The 20,836-nt window shown below is 64.6% G+C and carries 16 protein-coding genes; 9 read left to right on the top strand and 7 right to left on the bottom strand.

Annotation, left to right across the window (positions count from 1 at the left end; translation table 11 throughout):
* The first annotated feature begins 160 nt into the window (after positions 1-160).
* Both otsB and otsA read left to right on the top strand, forming a co-directional pair.
* The gene (gene otsB, locus GAK28_RS18475) at positions 161-946 is read left to right on the top strand and encodes a trehalose-phosphatase (RefSeq protein WP_291782703.1); all 786 of its coding nucleotides are present in this window, start codon (positions 161-163) and stop codon (positions 944-946) included.
* Positions 943-2,358, top strand: a complete 1,416-nt coding sequence (gene otsA / locus GAK28_RS18470) for an alpha,alpha-trehalose-phosphate synthase (UDP-forming) (protein WP_291782698.1) — start codon at positions 943-945, stop codon at positions 2,356-2,358. The genes otsB and otsA overlap by 4 nt, the downstream gene beginning before the upstream one ends.
* A gap of 338 nt (positions 2,359-2,696) precedes the next feature.
* Here otsA and pgeF read toward each other — a convergent pair whose 3' ends face one another.
* Both pgeF and rluD read right to left on the bottom strand, forming a co-directional pair.
* Complete coding sequence (gene pgeF, locus GAK28_RS18465; protein WP_291782695.1) at positions 2,697-3,443, bottom strand: peptidoglycan editing factor PgeF; 747 nt, start codon at positions 3,441-3,443, stop codon at positions 2,697-2,699.
* Positions 3,444-3,447: 4 nt separating this feature from the next.
* Positions 3,448-4,422 (bottom strand): 23S rRNA pseudouridine(1911/1915/1917) synthase RluD, encoded by a 975-nt coding sequence (rluD, locus tag GAK28_RS18460; RefSeq protein ID WP_291782692.1) that lies wholly within the window; start codon positions 4,420-4,422, stop codon positions 3,448-3,450.
* Positions 4,423-4,491: 69 nt separating this feature from the next.
* Between rluD and GAK28_RS18455 the strand changes: the two genes are divergently transcribed.
* Positions 4,492-5,319 carry an outer membrane protein assembly factor BamD gene (locus GAK28_RS18455; RefSeq protein ID WP_291782689.1) on the top strand — a complete coding sequence of 276 codons (828 nt, stop codon included), beginning with the start codon at positions 4,492-4,494 and terminating at the stop codon, positions 5,317-5,319.
* Between the two features lie 189 nt (positions 5,320-5,508).
* Here the strand turns inward: GAK28_RS18455 and GAK28_RS18450 are convergent, their stop codons facing one another.
* Both GAK28_RS18450 and GAK28_RS18445 read right to left on the bottom strand, forming a co-directional pair.
* Positions 5,509-7,125, bottom strand: a complete 1,617-nt coding sequence (locus GAK28_RS18450; protein WP_291782686.1) for an NAD+ synthase — start codon at positions 7,123-7,125, stop codon at positions 5,509-5,511.
* Positions 7,126-7,178: 53 nt separating this feature from the next.
* Positions 7,179-7,829, bottom strand: a complete 651-nt coding sequence (locus GAK28_RS18445) for a M15 family metallopeptidase (RefSeq protein WP_291782795.1) — start codon at positions 7,827-7,829, stop codon at positions 7,179-7,181.
* 632 nt (positions 7,830-8,461) lie between these two features.
* Between GAK28_RS18445 and GAK28_RS18440 the strand changes: the two genes are divergently transcribed.
* The 5 genes from GAK28_RS18440 (at position 8,462) to GAK28_RS18420 (ending at position 14,032) form a co-directional block, all read left to right on the top strand.
* Positions 8,462-9,610 (top strand): DUF819 family protein, encoded by a 1,149-nt coding sequence (locus GAK28_RS18440; protein WP_291782685.1) that lies wholly within the window; start codon positions 8,462-8,464, stop codon positions 9,608-9,610.
* A 13-nt stretch (positions 9,611-9,623) separates the two neighbouring features.
* A complete protein-coding gene (locus GAK28_RS18435) occupies positions 9,624-11,030 on the top strand; it encodes an SH3 domain-containing protein (protein WP_291782682.1) in 1,407 nt (468 codons plus the stop codon).
* Positions 11,031-11,039: 9 nt separating this feature from the next.
* Positions 11,040-12,149 (top strand): dipeptide epimerase, encoded by a 1,110-nt coding sequence (locus GAK28_RS18430; protein ID WP_291782679.1) that lies wholly within the window; start codon positions 11,040-11,042, stop codon positions 12,147-12,149.
* A 120-nt stretch (positions 12,150-12,269) separates the two neighbouring features.
* On the top strand, positions 12,270-12,923 hold the full coding sequence (locus tag GAK28_RS18425; protein WP_291782792.1) for a L,D-transpeptidase family protein: 654 nt from the start codon (positions 12,270-12,272) through the stop codon (positions 12,921-12,923).
* Positions 12,920-14,032, top strand: coding sequence for an FAD-dependent oxidoreductase (locus GAK28_RS18420; protein ID WP_291782676.1), 1,113 nt, complete (start codon positions 12,920-12,922; stop codon positions 14,030-14,032). Before GAK28_RS18425 ends, GAK28_RS18420 begins: the two co-directional genes overlap by 4 nt.
* Before the next feature lie 4 nt (positions 14,033-14,036).
* On the opposite strand, the gene GAK28_RS18415 is transcribed toward GAK28_RS18420, so the two are convergent.
* Positions 14,037-17,039 (bottom strand): TonB-dependent receptor, encoded by a 3,003-nt coding sequence (locus tag GAK28_RS18415; protein WP_291782674.1) that lies wholly within the window; start codon positions 17,037-17,039, stop codon positions 14,037-14,039.
* Between the two features lie 324 nt (positions 17,040-17,363).
* On the opposite strand from GAK28_RS18415, the gene GAK28_RS18410 reads away from it, so the two are divergent.
* Positions 17,364-18,584, top strand: coding sequence for a hypothetical protein (locus GAK28_RS18410; protein WP_291782671.1), 1,221 nt, complete (start codon positions 17,364-17,366; stop codon positions 18,582-18,584).
* Between the two features lie 67 nt (positions 18,585-18,651).
* Here GAK28_RS18410 and sucD read toward each other — a convergent pair whose 3' ends face one another.
* Both sucD and sucC read right to left on the bottom strand, forming a co-directional pair.
* Positions 18,652-19,527: a succinate--CoA ligase subunit alpha gene (sucD, locus tag GAK28_RS18405; RefSeq protein ID WP_291782668.1), complete on the bottom strand. Its 876-nt coding sequence runs from the start codon at positions 19,525-19,527 to the stop codon at positions 18,652-18,654.
* 14 nt (positions 19,528-19,541) lie between these two features.
* A complete protein-coding gene (gene sucC / locus GAK28_RS18400) occupies positions 19,542-20,702 on the bottom strand; it encodes an ADP-forming succinate--CoA ligase subunit beta (protein WP_166947401.1) in 1,161 nt (386 codons plus the stop codon).
* Positions 20,703-20,836 lie beyond the last annotated feature (134 nt).

Here is a 20,836-nt window from a genome sequence, read left to right as displayed (position 1 = left end):
AAGGTTCTGGCGCGCCCCGGGGCCCTCCCCCGCGACCGCCTCTGCCGTCACAGATGCGGGTGAGATCGTGCCGCTTCAACGGTGCACGAGGTGTCTTCGGCAGCGCTTTTTTCACGTCCGTACAGGCATCCTCGACCGGTTGCCCCGCTCCGGAGCCCCCGTGACAGCCTCCCGCGACATCCTGCCCCGTCCGCCGATCGACCTCCTCGACACCGACAGCGCCCTGTTCCTCGACGCCGATGGCACCCTGCTCGCCTTCGCCGACGATCCCGACCGCGTCGCCCCGGCCCCCGGGCTGCCGGAAACGCTCGACGCCCTGCACGATGCGATTGGTGGCGCGCTCGCCCTGGTCAGTGGTCGCCCCATCGCCGGGCTCGACCGCATCTTCGCTCGTCCGCACTGGGCCGCCGCCGGCCAGCACGGACTGGAGCGACGCGACATCCATGGCCATATCGACACCATGCCGGTGGATCGTGACGAACTGGCGACCCTGCGCGCCGCGGTGCACGCGATCGGCAACGAGCTTCCCGGCGTCCGCGTGGAGGACAAGAGCTGGTCCGTGGCCCTGCATTGCCGCGAACGTCCCGAGTTGGAAGACGAACTTCGGCGACGCGCGCCGGAACTGGTCGCCCGTTTTCCGGGCTTCGAGCTGCAACCGGGCAATCGCGTCTTCGAATTCAAGCCACGCGGGATGGACAAGGGCGTCGCGGTGGCCGCCTTCCTCGCCGAAGCGCCCTTCCAGGGCCGCAGGCCCATCTACCTCGGCGACGACCTCACCGACGAGCACGCCTTCGATGTGGTGAACGCGCATGGCGGCGTCTCGATTCGCGTGGGTGACAGGACGCCGTCACATGCGACGTTCACATTGTCTAGCCCGGCCGACGTTCAGGATTGGCTGGATGAGGTGAAGACCCGACTGACGCGAGGAGCCGCAGCCGCACGATGAGCCGACTAGTCGTCATATCGAACCGTGTGGCGCTGCCTAAGCAGACGCAGACCGGTGGCCTGGCCTCCGCGATGAACGCGGCGTTGCAGGAAATGGGCGGGCTGTGGTTCGGCTGGAGCGGCAACCTCGCCGCCGAAACCGGCAAGGAATTGCACGAGGTCGAGGACGGCCACATCAGCTATGCCACCATCGACATGTCCAAGGCGGACCATGACGAGTACTACAGCGGCTTTGCCAACCGCGCCCTGTGGCCACTGTTCCATTACCGTGGCGACCTGGTGGACTACCGTCGCGATCACCTTGAGGGCTATCTCAGGGTTAATCGCATCTTCGCCAAGCGTGTCGCGAAGCTGCTGAAGAAAGACGACATCGTCTGGGTGCACGATTACCACCTGATCCCCCTCGCCGCGATGTTGCGCGAGCTGGGGGTGGAGAACCGCATCGGCTTCTTCCTGCACACGCCGCTGCCCGCCGCCGGCCTGCTCATCACGTTGCCGCGCCATCAGGAGTTGCTCGAGTCGCTGGCCTCCTACGACCTGATCGGCTTGCACACGCAGCGCGACCTGCGAGCGTTGGAGGATTACTTCCTGCACGAACTGGGCGCTGCGATGCGTACCGGAGGCCGTATCCGCGCGGCGAACGGTCGGATCTTTCGCGCCGGCGTGTTCCCGATCAGCATCGATACCGCCGAAGCCGTGGAGCTGGCGCACCGTGCCGAGGATAACGGCGCCGTCGCCAAGCTGAAGGCCTCGCTCGACGACAAGTCGCTGATCATCGGCGTGGACCGCCTGGACTACTCCAAGGGCCTGCCCGAGCGCTTCGAAGGTTTCGCGCGGCTGCTGCGTGACCACAAGGACATGCGCGGCCGTGTGTCGCTGCTGCAGATCGCCCCACCCTCGCGCTCCGACGTGCCCGAGTACCGCTCGCTGCGCCGCGAGCTGGAACGCAGCGCCGGCCATATCAACGGCCAGTACGCCGAGCCGGACTGGGTACCGATCCGCTACGTCAACAAGTCCTTTGCCCACAAGGTGTTGGCCGGCTATTTCCGCGTCTCGAAGGTGGGTCTCGTGACGCCACTTCGCGACGGCATGAACCTCGTCGCCAAGGAATACGTGGCCTGCCAGGACCCGCAGGATCCTGGCGTGCTGGTGCTGTCCCGCTTCGCGGGTGCGGCGCAGGAGCTGGATGCCGCCCTGCTGGTGAACCCCTCCGACCTCGACGAAGTCTCCGACGCCCTGCACCGGGCGCTGGACATGCCGCTGAAGGAGCGCCGCATGCGCTGGCAGTCGATGATGGACGTGCTGGAACGCAACGACATCACGGCTTGGCGCAACGCCTTCCTTCACGCTTTGATGGAACCGCCGAAGGTGAAGCCGGAGATCTACGTGCCGTCGCCGGTGATGGTGCCTTGAGGATTCCGGCCTTTTAAAGGCCGATGAAGCGCCCTCGCGGTGCTGGCGAACCGGGGCGCTGGGTTCCTGTTTTCACAGGAACGACGAGCTCGCGATCCGTCGTTCCAGCGAACGCTGGAACCCAGTGCGGGGCGATCGGTTATCGCGTCGCGGCCTCGTACGTAAAGCCGATGTAGCGCCCTCGCCATGCTAGAGAACCGAGGCGCTGGGTTCCTGTTTTCACAGGAACGACGAGCTCGCGATCCGTCGTTCCAGCGAACGCTGGAACCCAGCGCGGGGCGACTGGTTATCGCGTCGCGACCTCCTACGCAAAAGCCGATGCGACGCCCTCGCCATGCTCACAGAAACGACGGTGGCTTCGTCCAGATGAGCGACGCGAATCGGCCGCTTTTTGCTCCGTCGCGACGGTACGAGTAAAGCCTTTCGTCGGTTCGCGTGTCGAATCCGCCCCCCGATACCTGGGTGACGCCTACCGCGGCCAGCCGCAGGCGTGCCAGGGCATAGATGTCACAAAGCCAGTGCCCGGGCCGATTGCCGACAAAGGCGCTCGCCGCGCGGGCATCCGCGTCGACGAAGGCCGCCCTCACCTCTTCACCCACCTCGAACGAGGGCTGGCCGATGGCCGGTCCGAGCCAGGCCTGGATCTCTCCTTCACCCATCCGCTCGACGGTGCGTTCCAGCACACCGGCTGCCAGCCCGCGCCAACCGGCATGGGCCGCGCCGATCGACTGACCGTCGGCGGACACGAACAAGACCGGCAGGCAGTCGGCCGTGAGGATCGCCAGCACCTTGCCCGGCCCATGGGCCACCGCACCATCGGCCTCCGGCTCGACACCGCCCGGCTCGCCCTCGGCCACGGTGGTGCCGTGGACCTGGCGCAACCATAGCGGCGCGGCCGGCAGCTCCAGCGTTTCGACCAGGGCGGCGCGATTGGCAAGCACGGTGGCCTGCTCGTCGCCCGAACGCAGTCCCAGGTTCAGGCGATCGAAGGGAGCCTCCGAGATGCCCGGCCCCAAGCGCGTCGACACGGCCGTCCCTACATGTGCAGGGACGGTCCAGTCGGGGACGATCCATTCGCCGCCCATGCCGTCAATCCTCGATGGAATGCAGGACGGTATCGGCGCGCAGGGCCTCGATCAAGGCGTCCTGGTCGGCCGGGCGCGACGACTCGAACGAGAGGTACTCGCCGGTGATCGGGTGCTCGAAGGCCAGCTTTTCGGCATGGAGCGCCTGGCGACGGAACCCGCGCAGGATGTCGATCAGCTCCTGGCCGGCACCACGGGGCAAGCGCAGACCGTTGCTGTAAAGCTGGTCGCCTACCAGCGGATGGCCGATATGGGCCATGTGGACGCGAATCTGGTGGGTCCGACCCGTTTCCAGGTTGCATTGGATGAGACTGTGCGCGCGAAAACGCTCGCGGACGCGGTAGTGGGTCACCGCCTCCTTGCCACCCATCTCCACGTCACGGACGCCCTGCTTCAGGCGGTCGTGCTGGTGGCGGCCGATGGCCTGGTCCACCGTGCCGCCGGCCACCATCGTGCCCAGGACCACCGCCTCGTACTGGCGATGGACGTCGTGGCGGGACAGCATCCCCACCAGCGCCGTCTGCGCAGCGATGGTCTTGGCGACCACCATCAGGCCGGCGGTGTCCTTGTCCAGGCGATGGACGATGCCCGCACGGGGCAGCTCGGCCAGCGCCGGGGCGTGGTGCAGCAGGGCGTTCAGCATCGTGCCCGCCGAATTGCCCGCCCCCGGGTGGACGACCAGCCCCACGGGCTTGTCGATCACCATCAGGTCGTCGTCCTCGTGGACGATGTTCAGGGCGATGTCCTCCGGCTGGGCGTCGACCTCGACGGCCAGCTCGGCCTCCACCATCACCGTCTCACCGCCCCGCAGCAGGTGTCGGGGGGCCGCCGGGGCCCCGTCCAGCTTCACCTTGCCCTCCTTGATCCACGCCGTGAGGCGGGATCGGGAATAATCGGGGAACATCTCGGCCAGTGACTGGTCGAAACGCCGTCCGGCCGCCGTCAGGGGCACCGTGGCTTCGTGTCGTACCGTCGTCATACGGCCCCACCCGGCCGGAGGCCGGTTTCGGCTATCATGCCCATTCGCTCAAGCATCGAACTCTCTCTAATGCGTGCAACCAAGATCATCATTTTGCTCGTCCTCGCCCTGTCGATGAGCGCCTGCTCGATGTTCCGCAGCAAGAAGGAAACGATCGACACCATGCCGGTCGACCGGCTGTACGCCAACGCCCACGACTCGCTCGAGCACGCCGACTACGCTGCCGCGACCAAGGCGTACCAACGCCTGATCGCCCGCTTCCCGTCCGGTGACATCAACGAGCAGGCCCAGATCGAGCTTGCCTACGCGCAGTACAAGGACAACAAGCCGGACGACGCGTACTCGACGATCAACCGCTTCATCAAGACGTTCCCGACCCATAAGCATGCAGATTATGCCTATTACCTGCGGGGTCTGATCAATTTTGATCGCACGGGCGGCTTCATCGAGCGCTACTTCCAGCGTGGATCCAGCGCCGCGACGCGTCGCGACCAGGGCTACAACCTGACCGCGTTCGACGATTTCAGCCAGCTGACCCGCCGGTACCCGAACAGCTCCTACGCCACGGACGCCCGCCAGCGCATGATCTTCCTGCGCAACCAGCTGGCCCGGTTCGAGATCAACGTGGCCGAGTACTACCTGCGCACCAAGTCGTACATCGCCTCGGCCAACCGCTCGCAGTACGTCGTCGAACACTACCAGCAGTCGCCGGAGACCGCCGACGCCCTGGCGATCCTGACCCGCAGCTATATCGCCCTCGACCGCAAGCCGCTGGCCGACCAGACCCGCTCGGTGCTGGCCCTGAACTACCCGGATCACCCGTACCTCACCGATCCGGAATGGCCGCACCACCCGTCGACCTGGCGCAAGGCGATTCCGTTCTCGGGACATCATTGATATCCCACGAAAAAGCCGGCGAAAGCCGGCTTTTTCTTTGCCCGTCGTTCCTGTAAAAATAGGAACCCAGCGTCTGGGTTCGACCTCATAGCGAGGAGGTCGCATCGGCCTTGGCGCAGGAGACTCCCTCGCGACTACCGATTGCACCGCCCTGGGTTCCTGCTTCCGCAGGAACGACGGTTGGGCGGCTCAGCGCCAGCCCGACGTGATCGGATAGCGCCTCTCGCGCCCGAAGGCCTTGGTCGTCACCCTCGGGCCCGGGGCCGCCTGGCGGCGCTTGAACTCGTTGACGAAGACCATGCGGATCACTCGGCGGACCGTCGTATCGTCGTAGCCGGCCGCGATGATGTCCTCGGCCGAGGCCTCGCCCTCGATGAACATCTCCAGGATGGCGTCCAGCTCGTCGTAGGGCGGCAGGGAGTCCTGGTCGACCTGGTCGTGGCGCAGCTCGGCCGACGGCGGGCGGTCGATCACCACCTCGGGAATCGCCCCGTCGATGGCCGCACGCCAGCGCGAAAGCCGGTAGACCACCGTCTTGTAGAGATCCTTCAGCGGGGCGTAGGCGCCGCACATGTCGCCATACAGCGTGGCGTAGCCCACCGCCATCTCGCTCTTGTTGCCCGTGGAGAGCAGCAGGCGACCGGTCTTGTTCGACATGGCCATCAGCAGCACACCACGCGTGCGCGACTGCAGGTTTTCCTCGGTGATATCCGGCGCCCGACCGGCGAACACCGGCGCCAGCGTGTCGGTGAAGGCGTTATAGATGCCCTCGATGGGCAGCACGTGATACTCGACCCCCAGATGCTCCGCCTGCGCCTTAGCCTCGCGCAGCGACAGTTCGGAGGTGTATTCGGTCGGCATCATGATCGCCGTGACCTTGTCCTTGCCCAGCGCATCGACGGCGATGGCGAGGGTCAGAGCCGAGTCGATACCGCCGGAGAGCCCCAGCAGCACACCCGAAAAACGGTTCTTGCCCACGTAATCGCGCACGCCACGAACAAGGCCCGCGTACATGATCTCGTCGCCGGAACGCGTATCGGTAACCGGCCAGTCCACGGCGGTGAGGCGACGGGTCACGGTGTCGTACTCGACCGCGAGCAGCATCTCCTCGAAGGACGGCGCCCGGGCGACGATCTCGCCATCGGGCTGCACGAGCAACGAATGGCCGTCGAACAGCAGGTCGTCCTGACCGCCCACGAGGTTCACGTAGGCGATGGCCACGCCGTTCTCGGTCGCCCGCTGGCGAAGCAGCGCCTCGCGCGTGGCGGCCTGGCGATGGTCGTAAGGCGAGGCATTGATGACGAGGATCAGCTCGGCGCCGGCCTGTGCCGCATGGGCGGCGGGCTCGGCTTCCCAGATGTCCTCGCAGACGAGCATGCCCACGCGGACACCCTCGATGGTGAAGACCCGGGTGGCCTCGCCATGACGGAAGTAGCGCTTCTCGTCGAACACCGTGTAATTGGGCAGCGCCTGCTTGTGATAAGTCCACTCGACCTGCCCCTCGCGGATCAGCGAGGCCGCGTTGAAGACCTCCCCGCGCGTGTCCGGGTGGCCCACCACCGCGGAAATACCCTTGACCTGAGGCGCCAGCGCTTCGAGTTCGCGCTTGCAGGCTTCCAGGAAGCTGGGACGCTGAAGGAGATCCTCCGGCGGATAGCCGGACAGGGTCAGTTCGGGAAAGGCGACCAGAGAGGCGCCGAGGCGATCGCGCGCCTCATCCGCCAGCGCCTTGACCCTCAGTGCGTTGTCGGCGGTGGCGCCGACCGGAAAATCGTACTGGGCCAGGGCGAAACGAAGGGTGGACATGGAGAATCCGTACGGTCTCGGGGATACGCCATGATACTCCTGACACCCATCGACTACTCGACTGGCACGTCCATGACGGCGGCCGAGGCCGCGCCCGGCAAGGTGTAATGCCACCACTCCGGGGCGTAGTTGACGAAGCCCTGCGCGGCCATCGCCTTCAGCAGCCGCTGGCGATTCGCACGCTGCTCCGCCGTGATGCCAGGATCGTCGGTATGCGCGCGCGGATCGAAGAAATCGAAGTCCGTCCCCATATCCAGCGGCACGCAATGTCTGGCCTCGCAGCGCATCAGCGTGAGGTCCACGGTGGCACCCTTGCTGTGACCCGATACCGGGGCGATGTATTCACCGAGCAACTGGCGTTTATCGAGGCTGGGGTAATGCGCCGCCTTGGTACGGGTGTCGCCAAGATCGCCCGCCCATCGAACGAACGCCGCCACGGCACGCGCGGGGCGATAGCAATCCCACAGCTTCAGGCGGTACCCCTCGCGACGCAGGTCGGCCTCGACCGCCGCGAGGGCCTTCGCCGCTCCGGTGCGCAGCAGGCATGCCGGAACGCGGTAGCCATCCACCGGCGCGCCGGTGAAGTTGTCGCTGCCTGCGTAGCGGATGTCTTCGGCGATATCCGGCACGAGGCGACGGATGTCGGTGAGTCCGGTCGACGAAGCGACCGCGCGCGTCGCCATGAGAGTGGCCAACGCGGCCATGCAGATCGAAAGTGTTCGCTTCATTCGTTACGACACCCTGCCCGCCATTGGACGTGAAAGCCGATCGTATCGCGATCCACCCTCACGACACCGAACTGTAGGAGCGTGCTTGCGCGCGATGCCAGGTTGCCGCGAGCACCCATCGCGCGCAAGCGCGCTCCTACAAAAGCAGAGCCCCGCTGACATGTAGGAGCGTGCTTGCACGCGATCCCGCGATAGCGGGCCAGGGTGCCGTAACGTTCGGAGAGCCGTCGGGCCGCCGCCGGGGCGCGACTTGAGGAGCCGAGGGCGGGTGGTCGGACAAGACCGCGCAGCGGGGCCGGTCAGGATGACCGGCCTTTTTCGCCGAGACAGGATGTCGAGTCGAAAAATCCCGACCACCTGCCCGAGCCCGAAGGGGCGAAGCCATAAGACACGGGCCGCGTAGCGGCCCTCCTTTCCCGAGGGACGGCGGAGCCGGCGCGCCCCGGCGGCGGCCCGACGGCTCCCCCAGCCACGCCCGAGCGCCGATGCGATGCCGCAGGCGAGCCACCCCTACGAAGCAGCGGTACGGCGCAAGCCGTTCAAAACATGGGCCGCGCAGCGGCCACCCTTTATGCTGGGACCAGACGACACCACCCCAGGAGGGACGCGTGATCCAGTCGGTCTGGCCATATCTGGCCGTGATGCTGCTTGCGGCGGGCTTCTGGCCTGCCATCGAACGCCGCTTCGCCTGGCGGGTGTTCGAGGTGCTGCCACCGATCGTGCTCACCTATCTCACCGTCACGGCGCTGTCCGTGGCCGGCGCCTGGAGCGCCACGCCCGAGATCCATGGCGCGCAGGAGATGCTGGTGGCGCGACTGGTTCCCGCCCTGCTCTTCCTGCTGATGATCAACTGCGACCTGCGCGCGATCCTCGCGCTCGGTCCCCGAGTACTTGGCGTGTTCGCCTGCACGTCGATCAGCCTGTTCATCGCCTTCGTCGTCGCCTACCTGCTGTTCCGCCACTGGATGCCGGCCAACGGATGGATGCCGCTAGCCTCCCTCTCGGGAAGCTGGGTGGGTGGTACCGCGAACATGATCGCGGTGAAGCAAGCCATCGGCATGTCGGACACCGCGCTCGCCACCACGCTGCTGACCGATGCGCTGTGCTACTCGATGTGGGTCGTGGTGCTGTTCGCCGTGGCTCGCCTGGCGCCGGCCTTCAATCGCTGGACCCGCGCCACCTCCAGCGCCGACCTCGCCGTCGCGGACACCGCGCCCCGCGCGCCGGCCACCGGTGATAGCGTGCTGCTGTGGCTGGGCATCGCGCTCGCCGTCGCCGCGCTGTCCACCCTGTTGGGCGCTCGTCTGCCCGTCGGCAGCATGGTCTCGGCCACGACATGGACCATCCTCATCGCGACCGCCGCAGGACTGGTCGCCGCGCAGACACCGCTCGCCCGACTACCCGGTGCGCAGGCCGTGTCGAGCGCACTGCTGATCTCGGTCGTCGCCGTGCTCGCCTCGCAAAGCAGCTTCGCCGGCATCGCCGCCGCACCGCTTTACCTGCTGTGCGGCGTCACGATCATTGCCCTGCACGCCGTGCTGCTGTGCCTCTTCGCACGCCTGTTTCATTTCGACCTGTATCTTTGCGGCATATCCTCGCTGGCGCACATCGGCGGCGTGGCCGCGACACCGGTGCTTGCCGCGACCTATTCACGCTCCCTGGTGCCGGTGGGCATCCTGCTGGCGCTGCTGGGATATATCCTCGGTACAGGCTTCGGCCTCGTTGTCGCCTCCGTGCTGTCGTCGCTGGCCTCGTGACCTGGACCCGGACATGAACACCTTCCGCCAAACCCTGCTGGTCGTGACCCTCGCCTGCGGCCTTTCCACGCCACTCATGGCGATCGGCACGCAAGCGGTTCCGCCCTCGGGCATTCCCGGCATAGGCGATGCGCAGCTAACGCCCGAATTCTGGGTCGATCGCCTGGCCGCCCCCGATGCCATCGTGATGGACAAGACCGCGATCGCCGCGCTGAACGCGCGCGTTCTCCGCCTCGATCCCTCCATGCACGATATTCGCCACCTTCCCGCCACGCTGCCGCGCGACACGGTCGCCGGCTGGATCGGCAAGCTGACGAAACGTCCAAACAAACCGCTCTACGGCATCGACAGCGCACCGATCACCGACGGAACACTTGATGAGGTGATCGCCAACGCGGCCACGGATGCCATCCCCGACACGATCAAGCCCCGCTATGGCATGGCGGTACGACGCACCGCGCTGCGTGGCTATCCGAGCGACTTGCGCGTTTTCAGTCGCCCCGGCGATACCGATATCGATCGCTTCCAGGAGAGTGCGTTGTTTCCGGGCAATCCGCTTGTCGTGGTGCATGCAAGCCGCGATGGCCGCTGGCTATTCGTGGTGAGCGAACGCTATGCCGCATGGGTATACGCCGAAGACATCGCTACGGGCACGGCCGCACAGGTCTTCGCCCACGCGGACGCTTCACCGTACCGTGTCGTGACCGGTGCGACCCCGCGCACCGTCTTCACGCCGGAAGTGCCCGCCCTGTCGCGACTCCAACTCGACATGGGCACGCGTGTACCGCTGGATACCACGGTGCCCGCGGACCGCCCCGTGAACGGACAAAGCCCGTACACCTCCTGGGTGCTCAGCCTCCCGGTGCATGGGGACGATGGCGCGCTGTCCTTCCACCCCGCCCTGCTCCAACGCGGCCCGGAGTCCTCCGCAGACTACCTTCCCCTGACCCACGCCAACATCGTCCGCCAGGCGTTCCGCTTCCTCGGCGAGCGCTACGGCTGGGGACATGCCTACGACGGACGCGACTGCAGCGGATTCGTCTCCGATGTGTATCGCAGCATGGGCGTGCAGATGCCGCGCAATACAGGCGATCAGGCCACTAGTCCGGGCCTGGACCACACCGCGTACACCGACAAGGACGATCGTGCGACCCGCCTGAAAGCGGTGGCCGCGCTCGACATCGGCGATCTCGTCTACATACCGGGCCACGTCATGATGGTGATCGGCCGCATCGACGGCCAACCCTACGTGATCCACGATGTCGGAGGCATCTCCTACCGACAGCCGGATGGCAGCATGCGCGAGATCAAGCTCAACGAAGTCGCGGTGACGCCCCTGCTGCCACTGATGTTCAACGACACCCAGACCTTCGTCGACCGCATGACCAGTATCGTGCGCATCCGTGCCCCGCAGCACTGAAGGGATTCTATGAAGATCACCGACATCCGTTTCGGCATGCTCCGCATTCCGTTGAAGACGCCGTTCAAGACCGCACTTCGTACCGTCGACCAGGTCGAGGACGTCATCGTGATGGTGCATACGGATGACGGCCGTATCGGATACGGCGGCGCACCGGCCACGGCGGTTATCACGGGCGACACGCATGGTTCCATCATCGAAGCCATCCGCCACTACATCGCGCCGAAGCTGATTGGCCTGGATATCGCCGACCTCAATCGCGTGACCCATGGGATCCAGAACGCACTGGTGCGCAACACCAGTGCCAAGGCGGCCGTCGAGATCGCCGTGCACGACCTGTGGGCGCAGTTGTACGGTGCGCCGCTCTACCGATTGCTGGGCGGCGGCGATCCGGTCATTACCACCGACATCACGATCAGCGTCGATGACATCGATACGATGGTCGCCAAGTCGGTTTCGGCCGTGGAGCGCGGTTTCGCATCGCTGAAGATCAAGGTGGGCAAGGACATCGGCGTGGACATCGAGCGCGTTCGCGCCATCCACGCCGCGGTACACAGCCGCGCGCTGCTGCGCCTGGATGCCAACCAGGGCTGGACGGCGAAACAAGCCGTCTACGCACTGCATGTCCTGGAAGACGCCGGCGTCCACCTGGAACTGGTCGAACAGCCGGTGAAGGCGCGCGACCTGGAAGGACTGCGTTACGTCACCGAGCGCGTACATACCCCCATCATGGCCGACGAGAGCGTCTTCGGTCCGCTCGAGGTGCTGGAGCTGATCCGGATGCGCGCCGCCGACATCATCAACATCAAGCTCATGAAGACCGGCGGCTTGTCCAACGCCATCCGCATCGCGGACATCGCGAGCTTGCATGGCATCGAATGCATGATGGGCTGCATGCTGGAATCCAGCGTAAGCGTCGCGGCGGCCGTCCACTTGGCGGTCGCCAAGGCCGATGTCATTACCAAGGTCGATCTCGATGTCCCGTCCCTGTGCGCGCTCGATCCCGTCGACGGCGGCATCGACTTCAACGAGGCGAAGATCACGATCCGGGATGTACCGGGCCTCGGCATCCGAGCCATTCATGGTCTCGAGCCCCTCGACCTCAAGCAGGGTACCTGACTCCCGGAGCACTACATGCGCGCCTCCTCGCTCTTTCGCTGGCTAGGCTTCACTTGCATCACCCTCCCCACAGCCGTCCTGGCGGTCGAAGCGCCGAACGCATGGTCGGGCGCCCAGCAAATGATCGTCGTGACGACCGATGACTGGAACGCCGAGCACGGAACGCTTCGTACCTACGTGCGCGATGCAGGTGCATGGAAGGAAACCGGCAGTGCCGCCGATGTCACCATCGGCAAGAACGGTAGCGCCTGGGGCATCGGCCTCAACCCAACCCAAAACGACGGCCCACAGAAGCACGAAGGCGACAACCGCAGCCCGGCCGGCGTGTTCCGTATCGGCGAGGCCTTCGGTTACGCACGAAGCCATGCCACCGCCATGCCCTACGTCGGTCTCACCGCTTCCGACTATTGCATGGACGTGGATGGCTCGCCTTATTACAACCGCCTGGTCGACGCGGACAAGGTCGGCCGCAAAGCCGTCGAAGGTTCCACCGAACCCATGCGACGCGACCTGCACCTGAACGGTGATGGCCTCTACCGGATGGGTTTCGTCATCGAGCACAATCCCGACGGCCGGCGAGGTGGTGGTAGCTGCATCTTCGCGCACCTCTGGCGTTCGCCCACATCCACCACCGCTGGCTGCACCGCGATGACCGACACCACGATGGAGCGCCTGCTCGCCTGGCTCGACCCCAAAAAGAAACCCGTCTTCGTCCTCCTGCCCAAGAATGAATACGCGCGTCTTCGCGACGCCTGGCGGCTGCCCTCCCCATGAATCATTACGACATCGTCGTTATCGGTGCCGGCATTGCCGGTGCCTCCATCGCCTATTTTCTCGCACCGCACGCGCGTGTGTTGATGCTGGAACGCGAGCCCTTCGCCGGCATGCACACCACGGGCCGGTCGGCCGCACACTTCAGCGAAATCTACGGATCGCCGCAGGTACGCGCCTTGTCGCGGGCCACGCATCCCTTCCTTGATGCCCCGCCCCCGGGGTTCGCAAACCACCCGATCCTGCGTCGCCGCGGCTCGCTCGTCGTCGCAAGCGAGGGCCAGGTCGAGGCCCTGCTCGCCGATTACGAGGCTTTGCGCATCCATACGCCAAGCCTCGCCGTCGTGGACCATGCGGCGATAAAAGCGGGTGTCCCCGTAATGCGACCCGAGGCATCCCAGAACGCGCTTTGGGAACCGAACGCCGCAGATATCGACGTCAATGAATTGCACCAGTCCTTCCTTCGCGGCGCGAAGGACCATGGCGCCACGCTGCGACTCGACACAGAGGTGACCTCGCTCGAACGCGACGGCACCGAGTGGCTGATCAATGAAGCCATCCGCACGCCCATCGTGGTCAACGCAGCCGGCGCCTGGACCGATGTCATCGCCGGACTCGCCGGCGTCGCTCCCATCGGTCTGGAGCCCCGTCGCCGCTCCGCCTTTCTGTTCGAACCACCAGAAGGCCTGGTCACCACCGACTGGCCTTTCATACTCGCCTTCGACGAGTCCTATTACTTCAAGCCCGATGCCGGCCTGCTGCTGGGCTCGCCAGCCAACGCCGACCCGACCTATCCGCACGATGTGCAGCCCGAGGAATACGACATCGCCCTGGGGATTCACCGCATCGAGGAAGCCACGACGATGACCATCCGTCGTCCGAAGCGCATCTGGGCAGGCCTACGTAGCTTCGTCCCCAGCGGCGACCTGGTCGGTGGATTCGCCAACGACGCCCCTGGCTTCTTCTGGCTAGCCGCCCAGGGCGGCTACGGCATCCAGACCAGCGCGGCGATGGGCGAGACCTGCGCCATGCTGGCGTTGGGGCGCGAGTTGCCCGCCCACCTCCAGGACGCAGGCGTCACCCCCGCCATGCTGGCGCCGAAGCGAGGCTGACCCATCAGAAGTCGTACGACACACTCAGGCGCCCGTAACGCGGCGCCTGACGCTGCGTGATCACGCCATAGGCGGGATTGGGAATACCAGGGCCTGCTTCGGACCGCGGGAACTGCTGCAAGGCGCGTTGCTCGTTGAGCAGGTTGAATACGTTCGCATTGAAGGCGAGCTTGCCTTCGCCGAACGACGGACGCCAGGTGACGCCCAGATCGATCTGACGAATCCAGGGCAAGCGCCCCTGCTTTCCGGGCGGTGAGGGCTGACCATCGCAGTAGTGGTAATCACTGTTGTAGCTCGCCGGATCGCTATGGTCGGCACCGTAGTAGCCGAGGCAATGACGCGGTGTGCCCGAAACCAGGCTCAGATTTCCAGACACCAGCCACTCTGACGCGACCTGCCAGTAGCCAAATAGCTTGAACTGGTGGGTGTGATCGTTGCTCTGCGGACCATTGGTATGTTCCATGATCCACGAGTTGTCCCAGTCCTCGCTGGTCGACGCGGCGGTCTGGTTGAGATCGGAGCGAAGCTGGCCTTCCGTGTTTCCATAGCTGCGCGAGAAGACATACATGGCCTTTCCGTACCACTTACCATCGAACGGATGCTCGAGCAGCAGTTCGAGGCTGTAGTACGAGCGTTTCAGGCGGTCGAACCCCAGTTCGGCGTTGGTCACCGGCACGTCGACGTGGTTGCCCGCCCTGTCGAGCAGGACGAAGGTATTGGCCTGGCCCGGGTTGAAGAGATAGCAGCTGTTGGTCTGCGAACTGTCGATGTCGTAACCGAGCGCACGTCCCTTGGCGACAATGCGTCCGATGTCGCAGTAATCGTCAATGGCGTTGCGCAGCTTGCGATACGTCAGCTTCGCTCCATAAATCCATGACAGCCCGAAGGTCTTCGTGAATCCGAGGATGTACTCGTCCTGGTTCTCCGCCTTCATGCCACGCGCGGCGACCGTCTTCGGATCCGGTAGCTTTCCGAAGTAATTGTTCGGCGACACCGGCACGCCCGGGGCGATGGCCGTCAGGTTCAATGGCTGGCCATCGGCCGCGATGCCCTGGTAGGTGAAGTACTGCGACGTGCTGAGCGCACCACCTGCCGCATTGAGCGCCGGGTTGAGCGGCAAAGCGAGGTAGTAGCGACCGACATTCCCATACACCTTGAAACTCGCATCGCCATTCACATCCCAGCTGAAACCGATGCGCGGCGCCCACTGCGGGGAAGTTTGCCGGATGTAGACCTGACTGTCGGCGTTGTAGTTGGTGAACTGGTCGTTGCGAAGACCGGCCGTCAGCAGCCAACGATCACTCACCTGCCACGCATCCTCGATGTACTGCGCACGCTGGCTGGAACGCACGGTAGCGAGGCTCGACGATACCCCGCGTATCACGTAGTAGCCCTGCTCGCCTCCGGGATACTTTCCCGGTGCATCCACGCCGGCGCCGGTGGAAATAGGCAGCCCGGGCGACGCCTGCGCATAGGTCCACGCGTATCCGGGACCCGATGTCGCCGAGCCCTGGTCGCGGGCCCGGGCCTGCTGGTTGTCGATACCGGCGGTGATCGTGTGATCGCCGATGGTGTAATGAATATCGATGCGCGTGTTTCGGGTGTCGTTGCTCCGTCCCGGATTACTCACTGAAGACACCGTCTGGCCACCCTGCCGGGCGACGCCTCCCGTATAGACCGGGTTCTGGAAATCCAACCTGCTGATGTAAACGGCGTCCTGTGCATAACCCGACGGCACCACGTAGTTGGACGTGTGCATGCGTCCGTACTGCGCGCTCACCGTCAGGTCGTCGGTGATGTATCCCGTGTAGCGGGCCGTATAGAGATCGCCGCCCTGCTTCTCGTTGTTTGCTCCCGTCAGGCGCGTTCCACGGATGCGGTTCACGTAGTCGTAATCGTAGATCGTTCCCGACTTCTCGATCTTATCGGAGGCGCCCGTCACTTCGAGAAGATTGCTGTCGTCGATGTTCCAGTCCAGCTTGGCGTACCAGCGTGGCAGTTGGTAACGGTAGGAGCGGTCCGGCGCCTGCGCCTGGGTGACGTTGTTCAATACGTCGCCCGTACGTCGTTCCACTTCGGCGGCCGCAAACAGGAACAGCTTGTCCTTGATGAGCGGGCCACCGGCATAGAGGCTGGCCGTGGTCGAGGTCGTCGCGTTACCGCGATTGGGCGCGTAGAGATAACCCGCCTTCGGCTGCGGCGGCAGGCCATTGGTGTAGTAACTATCGCGCTCGTTGGCGCGAAGCCGCTCCGGCTCCCAGATCAGTTGCGCGCCGCCATGCCACTCGTTCGTACCACGCTTGCCGACGATGTTGATCACGCCGCCATCGGAACGACCGTACTGGGCGCTGTAGCCGCCCGTATAGACCTCCTGCTGATCGATGGCGCCATAGGGAAGCGAGATGCCGCCGAAGCCACGCAAGGGGTCGGTCGTATTGAATCCGTTGACGTAGTAGGCATTCTCGCTCGCCGCCGAACCGCCGAACGACACGAGCGAATTACCCGTTGGCCCGGTAAAGCTGCCGCTGTTGTTCACCGCGCCCGGCGCCAGCAAGGCGATGGCCTCGGCATTGCGCCCAAGCGGCAGCCGGGCAAGTTGCTGGGCCGTCACGACGGTCCGCGAATCCACGGTCGACACGTCGATCGAGGGTAGCGCATTGGCGGTGACGGCAACGCCGCCAAGGTCCTGAGCATCCGCGTTGACGAAGGAGACTTCCACACCGGAACCGACACGCAGTGAGACGTTTTCGCGGGTTTGCGCGACATGGCCATCGTGGATGACCGATACCGTATAGGAGCCCAGGGGTAACTGGGCTGCCGAGTAACGACCACGTTCATCGATGCCCACGTCCCGGCTCAGGCCCGTGTCGTTGGTGATGCGTAACGAATCGCCCGGCGAGGCCTTCACCTGTCCGTAGATCGAACCGGTGGTGGACTGCGCCTTTGCCGTCAATGGCAACGCAGAAAGAATGGCGGCGGCGAGCAGTGCCCGCGACAGCGGCGTCATGACCATGGAACCCCTTGGATGTACGGAAAAAAGAGCCCTCCACCCCAATATCCCCGTGGATGAAGGGCCCGCAGCGCGCCGACGAACGGCCACAACGCCTCGTCAGGCCGCAAGCGACGCTGGAAACGAATCAGAATCGGATGGAAACGCCGCGATGCGACGCCCACGCAGGATCAGCGGCTACGACATCGCCCGCCGCTCATGAGAGCGGCCTGACAGGATGCGATTGCGAAATGAGGGTGGTGCATGGACGCCCCCTGGATGACATGTTGCTTAGCAACACGGTAACACAAGGGCAGGCATCCTCGTCAACGGTTTGGAAGTATGGACGTCCATATTTCTTTCGTGTCGACAGATGACGTAGGCCTTTTCCCCATCGAGCGTCCCACGATCTTCCTCGGGGTGGTGGCTTCATTACATTCCTCTCCCCGCAAGCAAAAAGGAAGCGTGATGCATATCACATCAGGACGGATTGGCATGGCTTTCGCCGCAACCATGGCCATGGTTGCCCCTGGCACACAGGCACAGCCGCCCACGACCACGCCATCCGAGCTGGTCGCCCGTTTCGACCAGGTCGTCAATGAAGGCCTCCCTGCACGGATTGAGCTCACCCTTCAAGGCACGAGGAAAAAGCGTGAGGCGGGTCGAGACAGTGACACGTTGGTCATTGAATCCCGCCTTCCTGCCGACATCGTCTTCGCCGACGGCGTCCATTCGGAAATGTTCAGCGGTGCATTAGGGGGCAAGCCGGTCGCCATGACGCGTCGCGACGACCACCTGGATATATCCATCCCTAAGGAAGACGGCATGCACGTGATCGGATTCACGACGAACGATCCCGTCGTCGAGCGGATCCGCGTCGCGGATACGGGACTGACCGGTGACCCGGCGGTGCCACTGCGAAGGGAGAGGCGCGAAATCGATACGAACAACAATATTGTCAATCGCACGGTGACGCTCAACATGTTCGTCCACGACGATGTCATGGGATACATGACACCGGAGCATGTCCATGCCGGCTATGTCGCCTGGTGGCTCGACGATGCCCTGCGAACGACGATGCCCTTCACCAAGATCGACGTCACCTATCACTCGCTGATTCGTGGCGTCACGGACATTCCCTACATGCATGCCAAGGCGCTCATCGACTGGACCCGGACAGCGAAACGCTGGGCGGAAGAGGAAGACATCGCCTACGAAGACACGCATCTCAACAAGTTCATGTTGATCACCTTACTTCCGCCCGAATCCAAGGTGACAGGGATCGCCTGGCAAGAAGGCAACTCGGCGATGTCGGCGATTTCTGGGCGCTATCGCATCGTCGCCCATGAACTCGGTCACCTTTTCGGCGCGGTCCATGAAAACGGAGCGATCCAGTACAAAAGCGGCTGGTGGTGTGAAAGCAACATGTATCCCTTCGCCTGGGCTTTTCGCTCCAATTGCTACACCTACTCCGACGACAACCAGAGACGCATGCGTGCCTACATCGTCGAGGGCACTCAATGGCCGGACTCCCCGGAAGGCGGCCCTCCCGTCGTCAACTGACAGGCATGAAAAAAGCCGCGACCCGGAGGTCGCGGCTTTCGGTTCGCTCCGGAAGGAACGAAGCGTCTTACTTCTTCATCAGGCCCGCGAGGGTCTTGCCGAGGTCGGCCGGGGACTTCACCGTGGTGACGCCCGCCTTCTCCAGCGCGGCGAACTTGGCTTCCGCCGTGCCCTTGCCGCCCGAGATGATCGCACCGGCATGGCCCATGCGCTTGCCCGGAGGAGCCGAGGCGCCAGCGATGAACGACACGACCGGCTTCTTGACGTACTGGCTGATGAACTCAGCCGCGTCTTCCTCGGCGCTGCCACCGATTTCGCCGACCATGATGATGCCTTCGGTCTGCGGATCGTCCTGGAAGAGCTTCAGGCAGTCGATGAAGTTCAGGCCGTTGATCGGGTCGCCACCGATGCCGATGCAAGTGGACTGGCCGAGGCCTTCGTTCGTGGTCTGGAAGACCGCTTCGTACGTCAGGGTGCCCGAACGCGAAACGATGCCGACCTTGCCCGGCTTGTGGATGTGGCCCGGCATGATGCCGATCTTGCACTCGCCCGGGGTGATGACGCCGGGGCAGTTCGGACCGACGAGGACGACGTCCGGGTGCGACTTCAGCACGTTCTTCACGCGCATCATGTCGAGAACCGGGATGCCTTCGGTGATCGCCACGATGACCTTGATGCCACCTTCGATGGCTTCGAGGATCGAGTCGGCCGCGAATGGAGGCGGCACGAAGATGACCGAGGCGTCGGCGCCGGTCTGGTCGACGGCGTTACGCACGGTGTTGAAGACCGGCAGGCCGATGTGCTCAGTACCGCCCTTGCCCGGGGTCACGCCACCGACGACCTTGGTGCCGTAGTCGACAGCCTGCTCGGCGTGGAAGGTACCCTGCTGGCCGGTGAAGCCCTGGACGAGGACCTTGGTGTTCTTGTTGATCAGGACGCTCATGGATTTATCGCTCCTCAGGCCGCTGCGGCCACGGCCTTGCGGGCCGCATCGTTGAGATCGTCGGCCGGCGTGATCGCCAGGCCCGAGTTGGCCAGCAGTTCGCGGCCCTTCTCGACGTTGGTGCCCTGCAGGCGCACGATCACGGGGATCTGCAGACCCACTTCCTTCACGGCCGCGATGATGCCTTCGGCGATGAGGTCGCAACGGACGATGCCGCCGAAGATGTTGACCAGGATGGCCTTGACCTTGTCGGACGAGAGGATGAGCTTGAACGCCTCGGAGACGCGCTCCTTGGTGGCGCCGCCGCCGACGTCGAGGAAGTTGGCCGGCTCGCCGCCTGCCAGCTTGATGACGTCCATGGTGGCCATGGCCAGGCCAGCGCCGTTCACCATGCAACCGATGGTGCCGTCCATGGTGACGTAGTTGAGGTTGTGCTGGACGGCAGCCGCTTCGGCTGCGTCTTCCTGCGTGAGGTCACGCATGGCGGCGAGGTCCGGGTGACGGAACTCGGCGTTGTCGTCGGAGTTGACCTTGCCGTCGAGGGCGGCGAGGTTGCCGTCTTCGAGGATGGCGAGCGGGTTGAGCTCGACCAGCGCAAGGTCCTTTTCATTGAACAGCTTGTACAGGCCAAGCATGATCTTGACGAGCTGACCGACCTGCTTCGGATTCAGGTCCATCTTGAACCCGAGATCGCGGCACTGGTACGGCTGGAGGCCTTCGACGAAATCCACCTGGAAGGTGTGGATATCTTCCGGCGTTTCGGCGGCCACCTGCTCGATGTCCACGCCGCCGTGCTTGGAGGCGATGAACGAGATCGACTTGGTGTCACGATCGGTGAGGATCGAGAGGTAGAGTTCCTTCGCGATGTCGGTCGCGTCGGTCACCAGAACCAGGTTGACGGGCAGCGCGCGGCCGGCCGACTGGTAGGTTTCCATGTTCGTACCGAGCATGCCCTTGGCGGCTGCACGGACGTCATCCAGGCTGCGGCAGAACTTGACGCCACCGGCCTTGCCACGGCCACCGGCGTGGATCTGGGCCTTGACCATCCACTGGGAACCGCCGAGATGCTTGGCGGCGTCGACGGCTGCGTCGGGCGAGTTGGCTACCTTGCCCGGGGGCACGGCGATGCCGTACTTCGCGAACAGTTCTTTGGCCTGGTACTCGTGGAAATTCATTCGATACCTCGAGCGAACGGGAGAAACACGTGAGAAAAGCGCGCGGCCGCGAACGACACGCACGGGTGTGGGGATGGAGCGATTGCGCCTTTTTCACGCAATACGGCCGCGTATTTTCCTGTATGAGGCCCCGG

The organism is Luteibacter sp. (assembly GCF_009912395.1).
Lineage (GTDB): Bacteria > Pseudomonadota > Gammaproteobacteria > Xanthomonadales > Rhodanobacteraceae > Luteibacter.
This window is presented reverse-complemented; position numbering and strand designations above follow the sequence as displayed.